Genomic DNA, 16276 nt, shown 5'->3' with positions numbered 1-16276 from the left:
TGTGCTCCGTGTCTTCGATGGGCTGAAAGGCGGCGAGGGCTCACGCAGCCTGGCTGTCGTGCGGCACCGAGAAGCAGTAAGTGGCGTCCTGGTAGATCAGCGGCTCGATCGGATCGCGCATGCTGACGGTCTCGGCCTCGCCGATGAAGATCGTGTGCGTTCCGTAGGGCATGGCCGCCGCCTTCTTGCAGAAGATGTTGATCTGCGCGTCGGCAAGGTAGGTGACGCCCTCGGGCGAGGTCTTCCAGTCACCGAGTCCGAACCGCTCCTCGGCCGGCACCGCGCCGCTGAAGGCGGACGACAGCGTGATCTGGTCGCGGCGCAGCACGTTGACGCAGAAGCGGCGCGCCAGCAGCATGATGTCATGCAGTAGCGTCTGCTGGTTGACGCAGACGATCAGCGAGGGCGGATCGAGCGAGAGCGAGGTCACTGCGGTCGCCGTCATGCCATGACGGCGGTTCTGATCCGAAGATGTGATCACCGACACGGCGGCGGGAAATCGCCGCAGTGCGCGCTTGAATGTCTCGCGCAGTTCGTCGGATGCCGAATCCAGCGACATGGTTTCCTCCAATAACGGTCCGCTCTTGTGATCGGCGGTTTAACTTTCGTGAACAATAATTGCATCTGCAAATGATCTGTCAACCGAAAACTTTCAAATGCAACAATTGTCTTGAAAACTGATTGGCGAGGCGTTATTGGAGAAGTGCAAAAGTTGCACCAGAACAGGATGCAAGATCTTGTACCGCCTGACGAATTCCTTGCCTTACATGCTCAACCGCGTCGGCGTGCGGATGGGCGATCTGTTTTCCCGACGCATCGCCGGCTACGGCGTGACGCTACCAATGTACCGTGTCATGGCGGCGCTCTGGGAAAAGGGCGACCAGCGTCTTGGCGACCTCGCCGCGATGACGACGATCGAGATCTCGACATTGTCGCGATTGATCGGCGAGATGAAGCGGCGAGGCCTCGCGACGCGCACGCGGCTCAAGGACAATGCCCGCACGGTCGCGATCAACCTGACGCCAAAGGGACGGACGCTGGTCGAAGAACTGATTCCGATCGCCGTGCATTTCGAGGACGTCGCGGTCCGTGATTTTCCGGCGAAGAACATTTCGGATCTGAAGACGGTGCTCGCAGAAATCTACGAGAGCCTGAATTCGATCGAGCCCGAAATCGAGGAAGCCAACAAGACGCGCAAGGCGGTCAAGGCGAAGGGGTGATGCCTTGCGGATGGCAGGCGGTTAAGCCGCGCGCCAGCCAGTCATTTCGAAGGCACGGCTGCCCGCGGACACGCTATCGCACCGCGTCAAGCAATCGCAGTGGTCCAAGCGCGGCAAACCTGAGCTTCCCGCTGGACAATAAAGGAGCTGGTGCGCCGATCGTCGGAAGGAGCCGGTGTGACGGCGGTCCCAAAGGAAAGTGAATGTCTTTTCAAGCGCCATGATCCATAGTGTCTTCTTGCAGGCGACATATCGCCGGGTAGACGCAGGAGAAGCATGTTGGCCGCGCGATTGCTCTTTACAAACGCTGGTAACGCTCCGAGCAACAATCTGGCCCGCAGTCTGCGAACGGGTGGCGGGCCTGTCTTCATTGTCGGCTGCAATGATGATCAGTTTGCCCTGAAGAAATCCGACGCGGACAGACACTATGTCGTTCCGCCGGCGAACCATCCGGAATGGGTTCAGGCGCTGCGATGGATTATCGAGACCGAACGTTTGGACCTCATCATCCCGACCGTCGATTCTGACGTAGATGACTTGTCGCGTGCGCGTAATCGCCTCGGCGACTATTTGTTCCTGCCGCGCGCGCCTCTGGTTGAAATCTGCCGGGATAAATATCGTCTCACTGAGCTCCTGCGCAGCAACGGCATCGATGCGCCGGCGAGCTATCCGGTGAAGGATATGAGGAGCATCACCGGGATTTTCCGACAGCTTGGCGGTAGGCGCCCCCTCTGGTGCCGCGTTCGAAGCGGCGCCGGCGCCCTTGGCGCGCTGCCGGTACGCACGCCGGAACATGCCCGTAGCTGGATCAGATATTGGAAGGAGATGCGGGGTGTACCTGTCACCTCGTTTGTCCTTTCAGAGTACCTGCCAGGCCGCGATTTCGGCTGTCAAAGCCTTTGGAAGGACGGTGAGTTGGTGCTGATCAAGACGTATGAACGGCTTTCCTACCTCGGGATGGGCAGCCAACCGTCGCAAGTCTCCTCCGTGGCGGCCCTTGCAAAAACCGTCTTCGAGCCGAAGATCGTCGACACCTGCGTGCGAGCCATCAGGTTGCTTGATGCAAAAGCGTCCGGCGTCTTCAGCGTGGATCTCAAAGAGAATGCGCGCGGCAATCCCTGTATCACGGAAATCAACGCAGGCCGGTTTTCGTCAGCGACCAATATTTTTGATCTGGTCGGAAAGCAAAATATGGCGCAAACCTTCGTCCGTCTGGCTCAAGACCTGGCTGTCGATATTGAGGACAGCTACGACGCCGCGCCGGATTGGTACATGCTGCGAGACCTCGACGGAGCGCCGCGCATCTTCCACGCGTCCGATTTCTCGGCTAGCATCAGGAACCCTTGGCAAAGGGTGGGCTCTGGTCGGGCCCGCTTAAAAGTAACTTAAAGGGGCAAATACTTATGGCGAACATCCAAATATTCAAAAAAGTAACCAAAGGCCGAACCTCAATTCGGGTGGCGGCCACACCGAAAAGTCCAGAGACGCGCGCGTTGCTTCGTAAATTTCAGGCCGGAGTGAAGGATTTTGAGAAGAAATGGAAAGCAACCGCAGCCTATAAAAAAGCGAGCAAGGCCAAGAAAAAGAAGACTGCGAAGAAGCGAAGCTGAGGGCCAAGTCGTCGCTACGATGACGATCGATCGAGATCTCGATAGCCATCAGCTAGAGGTAATTCAACTCGAACTGCGAGCTCTGGCCCGCTCTTGCGGGCTGGAGGTCAGTGGCATCGAGGTCAAAACAAGTCGTGGCTAGCCGACAATTTGCAGTTTCCGAGACCCGCTGTGCTTGCTGGCCGACCCGCTTGGAAGGTTGACCTAGCTGTTGCACGGAGCGTGATCTTCTAAAGAGAATTGCAGACCGAGCTGCCGGAACAGGGCTGCGGCGGCGTTGAAGTGCTGCTCGGCGCTCGCCTGCTTGCCAACGCACCGGTAGCGTTTTCCAAGCCCGAGGTGGCACTGCGCCGCCAGCGGTCGCAGATCGAGACCCTCGGCCATTTCAAGAGCCTGGAGAAAGTTCGTCTCGCTCTCACCGATCAGAGGCGAGTCTGCAACGCCGAGTTCGGCAATCAATCGCAGCGCGTAGGCTTCGTGGCCGCGCTCTCCATGTTTGCGCGCAAGTGCGAGCGCCCGTCGAGCGCACTGCTCGGCATCAGCGGTGCGAAGTTTCCGAAGATAAGCTTCACCCAACCGGACCACCGTCATGGCGAGCCCGCCGTTGCGGTGCATCGCGCTCGACTCTCGTTCGGTTTCCTCCAGGATGAGGATGGCTTCATCGACACGGTCGGCCAAGCAATAAGCGTGTCCAAGCGAGGTGCCGAGCAGTGGCAGCATCAATGGAAGAATCCACGAACGGCAAAGCTCAAGGCCCTGCTCGAGGACCGTGATGCCCCGCGAGACCTCGCCATGAAGAGTGAGCAAGGTGCCGAGTCCGTAGTAGGAGAACGCAAGGCTGTAAACGTGATTGGCGGCCTGGGCAATTTCCACCGCCTCCTCGGCAATGCGAATTGCCCGATCAAATTCGCCGAGTTCGGCCAGTGAGGACACCAGATATACGCGCGTGAATACTCCAAGGACGCCGGTTGTGCCCATCGTGTCGGCCGCGAGATCGTCTCGGAGACGCTCAACGCCCGCCACCAATATTTGGGACGCGCGATGATGATCTCCTCTTGCAGTCAGAGCTGGCCCCAAGTGTCCGGCAGCCACGATATGGAGGCGTATGTCGTCTAACTCATTTGCGATGGCCATTGCCTTTTCTCCGGCCTCGATGGCGGGTCCAAGCTCTCCCATCAGCCGGTAGTATTGACACAGGAATGACGAAGCTTGTCCGAGCCGTCGTTTGTCGCCGAGTTGAGTAGACAGCGCTTGCACCTTCTGCAGATGGCCCAGGCACTTTTCAAGTTGGCCCAGGGGGTGAAGGGCGTTTCGCAGGTCGAAGCGAATATCGATGGCGAGTTCGATATTCTCTCTACTTTCTGGCAGCTTCTCTAGGATGCCAAGGGCCTGTTCGAACCAGGCTCGCCCGTTCTCGAGGGCCGACCGCGAGAGTGCCTTCAGTCCGGCCTGTCGCAGGTATCGAACTGCCTTGTCCGGTAACTCCCCGCGAACGGCATGTTGCGCGAGACGTTCAATGTGCTCACCGATCCGGTCCCGATAAAGAGTCTCGATCGTGTTGACCAGTCGCGCGTGTAGTGCGCGTCGTCGTGTCCGCAGCAAGCCGTCGTATGTCACCTCGTGGGTGAGTGCATGTACGAACGAATATTCGACGTCCGGAAAAAAACCGGTCTCATAGAGAAAGCCGGCCGCCTGCAGCCGATCGAGCGCGTCTCCCAGATCGCCATCGGTGAGACCTCGGAGTACGGCAAATGGAATCTCGCGGCCTACAACGGAAGCGATTTGCAGAAGGTTCTTGTCACCGGGAAGAAGCCGATCTATTCGCGCCGCCAGGATGGCCTGGACAGTCGGTGGTACCTGAATGGTTCCGGTCGGACTCATCAGTCGATAATGACCGCGCTCTCCCGCGAGATATCTGGTTTCCACCAGCGAGCGGACGGTTTCCTCGATGAAGAAGGGATTGCCACCCCTCGCAATCAGAAACTGCTTCAGCGGAACGAGCGCGGGATCCTCGCCGAGCAGCGCCGTCAGCAGATAGCCGGTGTCGCGCGTCGGCAGCGCGCTCAGCCGGAGCTGACGGTAGTTCTCCTTGCTCCCCCAATCGTGCTGGTAGCCCGGCCGGTAACTGACGAGCAGCATGAGGCAAGCCGAACCGATGGCGCTCACCAGGGCATCGAGCAATTCCCGCGTTTCGCTGTCGACCCAGTGGAGGTCCTCGAAGATCAGGAGGACGGGTTGCTTACGTGCTTCCCGCAGCAACAGGGCCTTTACGGCCTCGATGTTGCGACGTCGACGCTGAGCTGGATCGAGTGCATGCCAGCTTTGGTCATCGACGGGAATATCGAGCAGGGCCAACAGGGCGGGAAGTGTCGATTCCAGCTTTTCGTCCAGGGCGAGGGTCTTCTGGACCACCTTTCGGCGGATCTCATGAAGGTCGTCCCGATCCTGGATTCCGAAGTAGCTCTTGAGCAGCTCGATCACGGGCAAGTAGCTGGTCGCTCTTTCGTGCGACAGCGACGTGCTCTCGAGCACGAGCCAGCCGAGCAGGCCAGGCATCCGTCTGGCGTGCGCGAACTCATGGACCAGTCGCGACTTGCCGATGCCCGCATCTCCGATGATCGCCACCGATTGGCCCGATCCCGTATCGACCAGCTGTTGCACACGGCGCAGTTCATCGAGCTCCGCCTCACGGCCGACAAACTGGGTTAGGCCCCGAATTGTTGCAGCCTGCAAACGGGTGCGCGCGGGGCCCGCCCCGATGAGCTCGTAGACCTCCTCGGCCTCGGCAAGCCCTTTGATCGGCAGCGGACCGAGCGACCGCGCCATGACGTAATCCTCGACCAATCGGATGGTCTTCTTCGTCGTCAGGACCGAGCCGGGTTGCGCCATCTGCTCCATGCGAGCGGCCATATGCACAGTTTCGCCAACAACGGTGTATTCCATGTCAAGGTCGCTGCTGATGGCGCAGATGACAACTTCGCCTGAGTTGAGCCCGATGCGAATTTTGAGCGGCGTAGGGTGAGGCTGATTGGTGCGGTCCACCAATTTGGCCACGGAGTCCCGCATCATCAGGGCGGCGGAACAAGCCCGTACGGCGTGATCCTCATGGGCGAGCGGAGCGCCAAAGATCGCCATGATGCCGTCACCAAGGATCCGGTTGACAGTACCCTCATAACGATGGACGGCCTCGATCATCTGCTCGACCACGGGATTGAGGATCGCCTGCGCGCTCTCAGGATCCTGGCCGGAGATCAGCGCCAGCGAGCCCGTGATGTCGGCGAACAGCACGCTCACCTGCTTTCGTTCACCCACAAGCTCGCCTGTGGCGGTGAGAATGTTCTCAGCCGGTGGCGGGGCAGTCTGTGGTCTCAACGCCTCAGAGCGCGCAGACAAATAGTTTGGGGCGCTCTGACCTGTTGAATGACCGCAATGCGAGCAGAAGTTGGCCGTCGGCGAAATTTGCGTGCCACAATTGGTGCAAACGCGAACCAGCACCGAAGCGCATTGTTCGCAGAACTTCGCCGCTGGGCCGTTTTCGTGCTGGCACCTTGGGCAAATCATTTAGGTCCCTAAAATGCGTGACTACGGTAGCGTCGAACACCGTTGTCAACAAGCCGGTATTTTGGGCCCGCGGCTTACTTCGACGGCTATTTCTCGAACTAGAAGCGCCAAGATCTGCCTGGCGCGAAGAGAGCTTGCTGGAGAAGGCATCAATTTATGATCGCGCAGTCCGGCTAATTCGCAGCTGACCGCGCGCGCTTGTTGTTCGACGCCATCACCTCGGGATAGCCGTGCAGCGACAGCTTGCCGGCCTGCACGCCCCAGCTTTCGAGGCGATCGAGGAAGCTCATGCCGAGCAGGTTGGTCTTGAGCTGTCCGCGCGGCACGACCAGCGCCGGGATCGACTTTTCGACCAGCCCGCCGACGGCGAGACGGTCGATCGTCAGCCGCGCCGCCTTGGTGTGGCCGCCGGCGGTTTCGAGGTCGACATTGTATTCGAGCATCTCGATCGGCAGGCCGATCGCCTTCGCCGTTTCCCAGGTCAGCACCACGGAGGTCGCGCCCGTGTCGATCACCATCGGCGCCTTGACGCCGTTGATCTTGGCATGCAGTGCAAATTCGCCGGCCCGGCTGCGCGCGATCTGGACGGGCGGCGGCGGCTCGAGGCTGCGGTGCCGCAGCATCTTCGCGACCGAGTCGCTGGCGCGCGCGATCCGGTGCGGATCGCCATAGGCGACGACGGCGCCGGCGGTCCCTGCGAGCAGCGCGAGAACAAGCAGCATGCGGATCATCGGGCGCCTCCGCAGTGTCGCTCCGAGATTCCTGTCGAGTTCAACCGCGCGCAGGTCGCGGCCCGATCGGCGTGAGGCCGGCTTCCGTCATGCGGGCCGCCAGCCCTTCCATCAATGCGAGTCGCTCCGCTGTGGCCATGCTGTGCCAGCGCGCGATCTCCGGCAACGTTCGTCCGCAGCCGAAGCAGAGTTTGGTCTTTGGATCCATCGTACAGACTGCGATACACGGCGATTCTTTGCTCATTCCTGGATAGTGAAACGGTTTGAGTCCCCGACGCAAGCGCTCCAATTTTACAGGCCGGTGCCGGCGTTCATGATCGGCCTGTGACGGGGCCGCCGCTTGTCATCGGCCGACGTGACGGCGGGTTCCGGCTGTAGCGGCGGTGCTTCTTCCTCGGCCATCGGTGCCAGCGCGCTCATCACGCGCTCCGGCGGGAAGGTGACGATGACTTCGGTGCCGATGCGCAGTTTCGATTTCAGCGTGAAGGTGCCTCCATGCATGTCGATCAGGCTCTTGGCGATCGGCAGACCAAGGCCGGCGCCCTGTTCGGCCGATTTGATCGAATTGGAGCCCTGGCCGAACGACGCGAGCACGACCGGGATTTCGTCCTCGGCAATGCCGGAGCCGGTGTCCTTAACGGAAAGATATTGGCCGCCCGAGGCGGTCCAGCCGACCTTGAGCCAGATATCGCCGCCCGGCGGGGTGAACTTGATCGCGTTGGATATCAGGTTGAGCACGACCTGGCGCGTGGCGCGCTCGTCGCCCCAGATGCGCGGCATGCCGTGCTCGAACACCTCGTGGATGGTGATGCCGCGGCTGGAGGCGCGCAGCTTCAGGAGGTGATGGCAATCGGAGACGACATGCACCAGCGACACCGCTTCCTCGTTGAGTTCGTAGCGGCCGGCTTCGATCCGCGACAGATCGAGAATTTCGTTGATGAGATTGAGCAGGTGGACGCCCGAATTGTGGATGTCGGCGGAATATTCCTTGTAGACCGCCACCGCATGCGCGCCGAAGATCTCGCTCTTCATCACCTCGGAGAAGCCGAGGATCGCGTTCAGCGGCGTACGCAGTTCATGGCTCATCTGCGCCAGGAAGCGCGACTTGGCGACGTTGGCGGATTCGGCGCGGTGCCGCGCCTCGTCCGAGATCGCCTTGGCCTGTTCGAGCTCGCCGATCAGCGCATCCTTTTCGGCGCGCGCTTCCAGGGTCTGCAATGTCGTCGAATGGAGCTGGTGCGCGAGCAGGGCAAAATAAGCTTCGGCGGCGACGGCCAGCAGCGCGAGCGCGTAATTGTCGAAGGTGCCGCCCATCACGAAGTTGAGCGCGATCGCCGCCGTCACCGGTGCGGTCGCCGCCACTGCCGCGATCGGGAGCGTTGCCGCCAACATGCTCGACACCGCGATCACCAGCAGCATCAGGAACATCATCATCGTGTTCGAGACGGTGTCGAGGCCGGCCGGGTGCAGCAGGATCGCGGTCCAGCACAGGCCGTAGAGCAGGTCGAGCAGAACGAAGCGGGTCTGCCATTTCTTCGTTGCGGCGAGCGAGGGCTGCTCGTTGAGGAAGCGCCGGCAGTTGCGGATGATCGCAGCATGGATGCAGAGCATGCCGCAGGTCCAGACCGCGGCCGGCACGGCATACTTCCACAGGCCGAACAGCACGCCGGTCGAGACCACCAACAGTATGATGACGAAGGAGGCCGATACCCGGGTCGTGGCGTATTGCCGAAGCAGTTCGGTGTCGAACGCAGGCCGCGTTCCGCTGGTTGATGTTAACCGATCCCGCGCCTCGCGCACCCGTTGTGCCGCCACGCGCCGCGTATTCACCGGTGGTGCGACCTGCGCTTCCGCCGGAAGCTGGACAACCTCGGGCTTTTCTGCGGGGCTACTCATCAAACAACACAAATCCTGCCCGCGGACTGCGCGGGCTTTTGCATTGTGTATCTGTGCAGCTAAATCATTAAGCGATGACTTAAAGAGCTAAAAATTCTCGTTAACGGGAGGTTAAAATTAACCAGCCCATGGACGGAACCCCCGCTCCTGATGAGACAAGAGGCGGGGGCCGTCGTCGCTGCCTTAACCGGTTTCCTTAACTCACCGCTCCAGGCGGGCGAGCAGGCTGGAGGTATCCCAGCGCTTGCCGCCCATCTTCTCGACCTCGGCGTAGAACTGATCGACCAGCGCGGTCACTGGCAAATTGGCGCCGTTGCGGCGGGCCTCGGCGATGCAGATCGAGAGGTCCTTGCGCATCCATTCCACCGCAAAGCCAAAATCGAACTTGCCCTCGTTCATGGTCTTGTAGCGGTTCTCCATCTGCCAGGACTGCGCCGCGCCCTTGGAGATGGTCTCGATCACGGCGGGAACATCGAGCCCGGACTTCTTGGCAAAGTGAATGCCCTCGGACAGCCCCTGGACGAGGCCGGCGATGCAGATCTGGTTGACCATCTTGGTGAGCTGGCCGGCGCCGGCGGGCCCGAGCAGCTTGCACATCCTGGCGTAGGCGCCGGAAATGATCGGCTCGGCAGCGGCATAGGCATCTTCCTTGCCACCGCACATCACCGTCAGCACGCCGTTTTCCGCGCCGGCCTGGCCGCCGGACACCGGCGCGTCGATGAACTTGAACCCCGCCTTGACGGAGGCGGCATCGAGCTCGCGGGCCACCTCGGCGGAGGCGGTGGTGTGATCGACGAAGATGGCGCCCTTCTTCATGCCGGCGAAGGCGCCGTCAGCGCCGATCGTGACCGCGCGCAGGTCATTGTCGTTGCCGACGCAGCACATCACGAAATCCTGCCCCTCGGCCGCGGCCTTGGGTGTCGGCGCGGTGCGCCCACCGAACTTGTCTGCCCACTCCTTCGCCTTGGCCCCGGTCCGGTTGTACACGGTCACCTCGTGGCCGCCTTTTTTCACCAGATGTCCTGCCATGGGGAAACCCATAACGCCGAGACCGAGAAAAGCGACTTTAGCCATGTCTGTTACCTTGGAGTTTTCGCCGGCGACGTTGGGCTGGCCGGACGGTGTTCTTGGAAGGGCCGCACCATAACCGCTGCGCAGGGGAGGGCAACGCCTTCGTTTGGTGGGCAGGGCCCGATTTGTGCTAGGATAGGGGCTCAATAACCTCACAAAAAAGGGAGTGACATCGCATGGGCGTCAGCGTGGGCGTGCTCGACCATTTCAACATCCGGACCCGCAACCTTGCCGAGACGGTCCGGTTCTATGAGGACATTCTGGGCCTGGAAAAGGGCGCCCGGCCGAACTTCGCTTTCCCCGGCGCCTGGATGTACAGCGAGGGCAAGGCGGTGGTGCACCTCGTCGATATCTCCAAGACCGATGAGGCCCAGAAGCCGGATTCCGGCGTCGTCCACCATGTCGCGTTTGCCAGCTCCGGCTTTGACGGCATGAAGCGGCGGCTGGAACAGAAGGGTATGGCCTATGATTCCCGCCAGGTTCCGGGCGGCGATCTCTGGCAGATCTTCGTCAACGACCCCAACGGCGTCATGATCGAACTGAACTATGAGGCGGCCAAGGAACAGTCGGCCACAGCTCCCGCCGAGCGGCGGGATGACGTGGGAGTAAGGTAGCCTTTTACGCTGAACCGCTCTATTGGGTCGCATCGGACTGGCATCGCGTTCTGGCACGCGTTCTTGCGCTTTCGGATCGGCTCCGAGGCGAAACGAGCAGCGTCAGGAAAAACGCGCCAAATACAACAGAGCAGGGCCGGTTCTCGAGTTGAACCGCAATGGCTCCAGGAGATGCGCGAGTGAGCGTTACGCAGCAACAGGTTCTCGATTCCCTCAAGCAGGTGGCATCCCCGCGCGGCGTGCCCCTGACGAGCGCCAATGTGCTGTCGGCGATCTCGGTCACCGACGGCAAGGTGTTCTTTTCCATTAACGTCGATGCCGCCGAAGCCCGCGCCTGGGAAAGCGTGCGCGCACAGGCCGAGACCGCGGTGCGCGCGGTCCCGGGCGTCACCACGGCGATGATCGCGCTCACGGCCGAGCGCAAGCCCGGTTCGCCGAGGCCGGAAGCTGCCCCCGCGCCGCACCGCCATGCGCATGGCGTGCAGCCTGCATCCGCCCACCGGCCGCCGCAGGGGCCGTCGCCGATGTCGAAGCAGGCGGAAATTCCAGGCATTGCCGCCGTCATCGCGGTCGCTTCGGGCAAGGGCGGCGTCGGCAAATCGACCACCGCGCTCAACCTGGCGCTTGGCTTGCGCGATCTCGGCCTGCGCGTCGGCCTGCTCGATGCCGACATTTACGGGCCGTCGGTGCCGCGGCTGACCGGCATCAACGAGAAGCCGCAACTCGACGACAACAGGAAGATGATTCCGATTCAGCGCTTTGGCCTTTCGATCATGTCGATCGGCTTCCTGGTCGAGGAAGACACCGCGATGATCTGGCGTGGGCCGATGGTGATGTCGGCGATCACGCAGATGCTCCGCGACGTCGCGTGGGGCACGCTCGACATTCTCGTCGTCGACATGCCGCCCGGCACCGGGGATGCGCAGCTGACGCTGGCACAGAACGTTCCGCTGAAGGGCGCGGTGATCATCTCGACCCCGCAGGATCTGTCGCTGATCGATGCGCGCAGGGGCCTTGCGATGTTCAAGAAGGTCAATGTGCCGGTGCTCGGCATCGTCGAGAACATGAGCTACTTCCAGTGCCCGGAATGCGGTACGCGCTCGGACATCTTCGGCCATGGCGGCGCGCGCCATGAAGCTGAGCGGCTGGGGGTTCCGTTCCTGGGCGAGATCCCCTTGCACATGTCGATCCGAACCACCTCGGATGAAGGTAATCCGGTGGTCGTCAGCGAGCCGGACGGGCCGCATGCGGCGATCTACCGGGCCATCGGGACCAACGTGCGCGACCAGCTCCAGGGCGCCATTGCCGCGGCGTAAAGGCCGGCTTATCAGCCCCATAAGACTTTGGTTTAATCAGTGCAGTCATGCCTTTGTCGCGTTTTCGAGCGGCAACTTCCGTGTTAAAGCGCCCCCCGCCAGAGCCCCCGGATGACCTTGGAATTCGCCCGCCGGAGGACATGCTCGCGGAATAATGGGAAACGTCCCGTCCTTAAGGAGACTTGAATGAAGCGTCGTGATTTTTTGAAGGTTTCAGCGGCCGGTGCTGCCGCGACAGCCGTTGCCTCGCCGGCGATCGCGCAATCATCGCCTGAGATCAAATGGCGCCTGACGTCGAGCTTCCCGAAATCGCTCGACACCATCTATGGCGGTGCGGAGCAAGTGGCCAAGTACGTCGCCGAAATGACCGACAACAAGTTTCAGATTCAGGTGTTCGCGGCCGGCGAGCTTGTCCCGGGCCTGCAGGCGCTGGATGCGACGACCAACAACACCGTCGAGATGTGCCACACCGTCTCCTACTACTACGTCGGCAAAGACCCGACCTTTGCGATCTACGCGTCGGTGCCGTTCGGCCTCAATGCGCGCCAGCAGAATTCCTGGTGGTACCAGGGCGGCGGCGAGGCGCTCGGTAATGAGTTCTTCAAGAAGTTCGGCGTGGTCGGCTTCGCCTGCGGCAATACCGGCACGCAGATGGGCGGCTGGTTCCGCAAGGAGATCAAGACCGTTGCCGATCTCTCCGGCCTCAAGATGCGCATCGGCGGCATCGCCGGCCAGGTCTTGCAGAAGGTCGGCGTGGTGCCGCAGCAGCTCGCCGGCGGCGACATCTATCCGGCGCTGGAAAAGGGCACCATCGATGCGGCCGAGTGGGTCGGTCCGTATGACGACGAGAAGCTCGGCTTCCAGAAGGTTGCGAAGTACTACTACTACCCGGGCTTCTGGGAAGGCGGTCCGATGGTCCACGCCTTCGCCAATCTCGACAAGTGGAATGCCTTGCCGAAGAGCTATCAGGCGATCCTGACCAATGCGACGGCGCATGCCAACACCTGGATGAATGCGCGTTACGACATGCAGAACCCGTCCGCGCTGAAGCGCCTGGTGGCCGGCGGCACGCAGCTGCGTCCGTTCACCAATGAGGTGCTGGAAGCGTGCCTGAAGGCGACCAACGAGCTGTGGGCCGAGATTTCTGGCAAAAACGCCGACTTCAAGAAGTCGGTGGACGCGATGCAGGCCTATCGCTCCGACCAGTATCTGTGGTGGCAGGTCGCCGAATACACCTATGACAGCTTCATGATCCGCTCGCGCACCCGCGGCTGATTACGTCTTAAGTCGTAGAAACCGCCCGGCCTTCGCAGGAAGGCCGGGCTTTTTCGTTTGCCCGTATCATTCGGGATGGAAATCGGAAACCGATTGTTCCATGCTGCTCGCGCAAAGCCTCGGCAAGAAGGCTCTCACACGCCACAAAGGGATGGATTGAATGAAAAGAAGAGACTTTCTTAAAGCAACTGGCTTGGGTGCGGCGGGTGCCGCGACGCTCGCAGCGCCGGCGATCGCGCAAGGCATGCCGGAGCTGAAATGGCGAATGCCGACGAGCTGGCCGAAGTCGCTTGATACGCTGTACGGCGGCGCCGAGCTGATGTGCAAACTGGTTGCCGAAGCGACCGACAACAAGTTTCAGATCCAGATTTTTGCCGCTGGCGAGATCGTACCAGGGCTGCAGGTGCTGGATGCCGTGCAGAATGGCACCTGCGAGATCGGGCACACCGCCTCCTACTACTATTTCGGCAAGGATCCGACCTTCACCTTTGGCTCTGCTGTGCCGTTCGGCCCGAACCAGCGCCTCAACCAGGCCTGGTACATGCTGGGCGGCGGCAAGGAGCTGCTCAACGAGTTCTACAAGAAGTACAATGTGACCTCGCTGTTGGCCGGCAACACCGGCTGCCAGATGGGTGGCTGGTTCCGCAAGGAGATCAAGACCGTCGATGACCTCAAGGGTCTAAAAATGCGCATCGGCGGCTTCTCGGGCAGGGTGCTGCAAAAGCTCGGCGCGGTGCCGCAGCAGATCGCCGGCGGCGACATCTATCCGGCGCTGGAAAAGGGCACGATCGACGCGGCGGAATGGGTCGGTCCTTACGACGACGAGAAGCTCGGATTCTACAAGGTTGCCGCCAACTACTACTACCCGGGCTGGTGGGAAGGCGGCCCGATGCTGATGGCCTTCGTCAATCTCGATAAGTGGAATTCTCTGCCGAAATACTATCAGTCGGTGCTCGAGCAGGCCGGTCACCATGCCAACAGCTGGATGATGGCGAAATACGATCAGGCCAATCCGCTGGCGCTGCGCAAGCTGATCGCCGGCGGCGCAAAGCTCCATGCATTCCCGGCGCCGGTGATGGAAGCCTGTTATAAGTCGGCGAAGGAGTTGCATACCGAAGTCTCGGCCAGCAATGCCGACTTCAAGAAGGTCAATGACTCGCTCAATGCCTTCACGAGCCAGGGTTACCAATGGTTCCAGGTCGCCGAGCTCGGCTACGATTACTTCATGGCGCGACGCTCGCAGGGCTGATCGCCAGCTGCAGTTGTGAAACGGCAAACCCCGCAGCGAAGCTGCGGGGTTTTTCGTTGAGGCCAAGTCGCTATTGCTTCGGCGATCCGAAATCGATCGGCGGCAACTCGATCTGCGGCACCTCGATCTTGATCGTGTTCGGGTCGATGGTCGCGCCAACGCCCTTGTAATGCATCACCATGGCGGGGAACATGATGACAAGTATGACCATGAGGACCTGGATCACGACGAACGGAACGGCGCCCCAGTAGATTTGGCCGGTTGTCACTGGATCCATGCGCTTTCCGGTGACCCGATCGTTGTAGGCCTCTTTCGGCGCGACCGAGCGCAGATAGAACAGGGCGAATCCGAACGGCGGATGCATGAACGAGGTCTGCATGTTGACGCCGAGAATGACACCGAACCAGATCAGGTCGATACCGAGTTTTTCCGCCGCCGGCCCGAGCAGGGGAATGATGATGAAGGCGAGCTCGAAAAAGTCGAGGAAGAAGGCCAGCACAAACACCAGCGCGTTGACGAAGAGCAGGAAGCCGATCTGGCCGCCGGGCAGCGAGGTCAAGAGGTGCTCGACCCAGACGTGGCCGTTTACGCCGTAGAAGGTGAGTGAGAAGACGCGGGCGCCGATCAGGATGAAGATCACGAAGGCCGACAGCTTGGCCGTCGATTCCGTGGCTTGGCGGATCAGGTCCCAGCTTAGCCGGCGCTTGGCCGCGCCGAGGATTAGGGCGCCGGCCGCTCCCATCGCGCCGCCTTCCGTGGGCGTTGCGATGCCAACGAAGATCGTGCCCAGCACCAGGAAGATCAGAAACAGCGGCGGCACCATGACGAAGGTCGTTTGCTGCGCCATCGCTGACAGGAAACCGTAGCCGGTAAGCTTGTGCACGAGCCAGTTCGCGACGGCCACGAAGAAGGCGAACAGGATGCCGTAGAACATGCTGAGCACGACGTAATCTGCGCCGCGGGCGTCCGAACCGCGCATCATGAACCAGCCGAACACGCAGCTGGCGAGGAAAAGCACGAGAAGCGACCATAGCCCGCGGCTGCCGTTGGGCTCGCGGAAACCGATCGCTTCCGCCGGCAGTCCCGGAGCGGCTTTCGGAAACAGCAACGTTATAAGAAACGCATAGCCTGCATAAAGTCCGGCGAGCACCAGGCCCGGGATGAACGCACCTTCGTACATGTCGCCGACCGACTTGCCGAGCTGGTCGGCCATCACAATCAGCACGAGGGAGGGCGGAATGATTTGCGCCAGCGTACCCGAAGCGGCGATGATGCCAGTCGCCATCCGCCGGTCGTAGCCATATCGCAACATGATCGGCAGCGAGATCAGGCCCATCGAAATCACGGAAGCTGCAACGACGCCGGTCGTCGCAGCGAGCAGAGCGCCGACGAAAACGACGGCGTAGGCGAGGCCGCCGCGGACGGTGCCGAACAATTGCCCGATGGTATCGAGCAGGTCTTCAGCCATGCCCGATCGTTCGAGTACCAGTCCCATGAACGTGAAGAACGGAATGGCGAGCAGCGTGTCGTTGTTCATCACGCCGTACACACGCTCGGGAAGCGCTTGCAGGAAGTCGGGACGGAATTCGCCAAGTTCGATGCCGACAATGGCGAAGATCAGTCCGACTGCGCCGAGTGAGAAAGCCGCCGGATAGCCGAGCAGCAGAATGATCACCAGCGAGGCGAACATGATCGGCGCCATGTTGGCGATGAGAAAAGCAGTCATCCAATCC

The 16276-nt window shown here is 61.2% G+C and carries 14 protein-coding genes; 7 read left to right on the top strand and 7 right to left on the bottom strand.

The annotated features are described in order from the left end of the window. Window positions 1–40 precede the first annotated feature (40 nt). Window positions 41–559, bottom strand: a complete 519-nt coding sequence (locus QA643_RS24315) for a flavin reductase family protein (protein ID WP_283028418.1) — start codon at window positions 557–559, stop codon at window positions 41–43. A gap of 178 nt (window positions 560–737) precedes the next feature. On the opposite strand from QA643_RS24315, the gene QA643_RS24310 reads away from it, so the two are divergent. The 3 genes from QA643_RS24310 (at window position 738) to QA643_RS24300 (ending at window position 2830) form a co-directional block, all read left to right on the top strand. Beyond that, complete coding sequence (locus tag QA643_RS24310) at window positions 738–1220, top strand: MarR family winged helix-turn-helix transcriptional regulator (protein ID WP_283028417.1); 483 nt, start codon at window positions 738–740, stop codon at window positions 1218–1220. Between the two features lie 279 nt (window positions 1221–1499). Next, entirely contained in the window at window positions 1500–2609 is a 1110-nt protein-coding gene (locus QA643_RS24305) for a hypothetical protein (protein ID WP_283028416.1), read from the top strand. Between the two features lie 14 nt (window positions 2610–2623). Beyond that, a complete protein-coding gene (locus tag QA643_RS24300; RefSeq protein ID WP_283028415.1) occupies window positions 2624–2830 on the top strand; it encodes a hypothetical protein in 207 nt (68 codons plus the stop codon). 204 nt (window positions 2831–3034) lie between these two features. On the opposite strand, the gene QA643_RS24295 is transcribed toward QA643_RS24300, so the two are convergent. The 5 genes from QA643_RS24295 to QA643_RS24275 all read right to left on the bottom strand — a co-directional run bounded on the left by QA643_RS24295 (window position 3035) and on the right by QA643_RS24275 (window position 10092). Continuing rightward, the gene (locus tag QA643_RS24295) at window positions 3035–6124 is read right to left on the bottom strand and encodes an adenylate/guanylate cyclase domain-containing protein (protein ID WP_283028414.1); all 3090 of its coding nucleotides are present in this window, start codon (window positions 6122–6124) and stop codon (window positions 3035–3037) included. Between the two features lie 440 nt (window positions 6125–6564). Further along, window positions 6565–7122, bottom strand: coding sequence for a TIGR02281 family clan AA aspartic protease (locus QA643_RS24290; RefSeq protein ID WP_283028413.1), 558 nt, complete (start codon window positions 7120–7122; stop codon window positions 6565–6567). Between the two features lie 40 nt (window positions 7123–7162). Further along, entirely contained in the window at window positions 7163–7366 is a 204-nt protein-coding gene (locus tag QA643_RS24285) for a DUF1289 domain-containing protein (protein WP_283028412.1), read from the bottom strand. A gap of 47 nt (window positions 7367–7413) precedes the next feature. Further along, entirely contained in the window at window positions 7414–9018 is a 1605-nt protein-coding gene (locus QA643_RS24280; protein ID WP_283028411.1) for a HAMP domain-containing sensor histidine kinase, read from the bottom strand. A gap of 201 nt (window positions 9019–9219) precedes the next feature. Next, window positions 9220–10092, bottom strand: a complete 873-nt coding sequence (locus tag QA643_RS24275) for an NAD(P)-dependent oxidoreductase (protein ID WP_283028410.1) — start codon at window positions 10090–10092, stop codon at window positions 9220–9222. 173 nt (window positions 10093–10265) lie between these two features. On the opposite strand from QA643_RS24275, the gene QA643_RS24270 reads away from it, so the two are divergent. The 4 genes from QA643_RS24270 to QA643_RS24255 all read left to right on the top strand — a co-directional run bounded on the left by QA643_RS24270 (window position 10266) and on the right by QA643_RS24255 (window position 14543). Then, window positions 10266–10703, top strand: a complete 438-nt coding sequence (locus QA643_RS24270; protein ID WP_283028409.1) for a VOC family protein — start codon at window positions 10266–10268, stop codon at window positions 10701–10703. A 179-nt stretch (window positions 10704–10882) separates the two neighbouring features. After that, window positions 10883–12019, top strand: a complete 1137-nt coding sequence (gene apbC / locus QA643_RS24265; protein WP_283028408.1) for an iron-sulfur cluster carrier protein ApbC — start codon at window positions 10883–10885, stop codon at window positions 12017–12019. A 186-nt stretch (window positions 12020–12205) separates the two neighbouring features. Then, the gene (locus QA643_RS24260) at window positions 12206–13294 is read left to right on the top strand and encodes a TRAP transporter substrate-binding protein (RefSeq protein WP_283028407.1); all 1089 of its coding nucleotides are present in this window, start codon (window positions 12206–12208) and stop codon (window positions 13292–13294) included. Window positions 13295–13454: 160 nt separating this feature from the next. Continuing rightward, entirely contained in the window at window positions 13455–14543 is a 1089-nt protein-coding gene (locus QA643_RS24255; protein ID WP_283028406.1) for a TRAP transporter substrate-binding protein, read from the top strand. A 70-nt stretch (window positions 14544–14613) separates the two neighbouring features. Here the strand turns inward: QA643_RS24255 and QA643_RS24250 are convergent, their stop codons facing one another. Next, a complete protein-coding gene (locus QA643_RS24250) occupies window positions 14614–16269 on the bottom strand; it encodes a TRAP transporter large permease subunit (protein ID WP_283028405.1) in 1656 nt (551 codons plus the stop codon). Window positions 16270–16276 lie beyond the last annotated feature (7 nt).

Source organism: Bradyrhizobium sp. CB3481 (assembly GCF_029714305.1).
Classification (GTDB): domain Bacteria; phylum Pseudomonadota; class Alphaproteobacteria; order Rhizobiales; family Xanthobacteraceae; genus Bradyrhizobium.
The sequence above is the reverse complement of the archived record's forward strand: the minus strand, read 5'-3'. Positions and strand labels throughout refer to the sequence as shown.